Raw genomic sequence first — 1,014 nt, forward strand, 5'->3', positions numbered from 1 at the left:
ATTATTTGACGCATTTTCCATGCATATTAATTCGACAAATATGCTCCCAAATCCTTGAGATTATTGGATTTTTTTTTCGTTCAGCAAGCCCTAATTGAAATTAGGATTGGTTCAGCAAACCCTATTCTAATACAATTAGTAATGACGGTTACATTGACTGTTCAAGCAACGGGTGCTATGTTGCATTTGAACAAAGGGATACATTAAGCAGAAGTGGTTCTACCTGGGAATTTCTTTCTAATTATGTCTTTGGGGATTTAGATATATAAATATTAAATAAATTGGGGTGTTTGCTTGAGTATAAACAGATATTTACACTTTAAAGCTTTTCTTCTGCTACTATTAGTTTTTATTTTTGGCTGTTCTCCATTAGGAGAAGAATCTAATAGTTATCAAACTGTTAAAAAAAATTTTATAAGTAGCAATGATTGGGATATTAATGCAGAATTAAACTGGAATAAAAGAAAAGTAGTAGGCAAAATAGAAGCAATATATAAGGGTAAAGCACCTCTTGAATATGTTGTTATAGAACCAGACTTTAGTGGTGGTAGCTGGCCAGAAGGGTATATCTACCCTAATGCAGGAGTCTATACTTGGAAAGCAGAGAATAAAGAAGGGGCAATCCCGGGCAAGCAAGAAACATCATCTATGTCAAATGCCATATTAAGTAAAGAACCAAAGACAATAATGAATATTTCTGAAGCAAAAATAATTGTAAATTGTGTAAAATTTAGAATAAAATGGAAAGAAGCTAATAACCCTAAAGTATTTGAAATAACTAACTCTATACCGGTTAAGAATAATGCTAATTAGGATCACTTGGTAAGGCTAGTATATAATAAAAACTGAGGCAAGTATTGCAATTTGCCTCAGTTTTTAAAAAGAAAACTATTAACAATTTGCTATATTGTTTAGGTTTTTGATCAAGTCCAAATTGTTGTGTAAAATTCCTCAGCTAGCATTTTAACCTGAACACCGCCACTTAAATTATCCAGCTCGCCATGCGCCAGTCAA

At 32.4% G+C, this 1,014-nt stretch carries 1 protein-coding gene; it reads left to right on the forward strand.

The annotated features are described in order from the left end of the window. The first annotated feature begins 294 nt into the window (after positions 1 to 294). Complete coding sequence (locus tag H569_RS0117105; protein WP_027365969.1) at positions 295 to 813, forward strand: hypothetical protein; 519 nt, start codon at positions 295 to 297, stop codon at positions 811 to 813. Positions 814 to 1,014 lie beyond the last annotated feature (201 nt).

It is taken from the genome of Desulfotruncus alcoholivorax DSM 16058 (genome assembly GCF_000430885.1).
Taxonomy (GTDB): Bacteria; Bacillota; Desulfotomaculia; order Desulfotomaculales; family Desulfallaceae; genus Desulfotruncus; species Desulfotruncus alcoholivorax.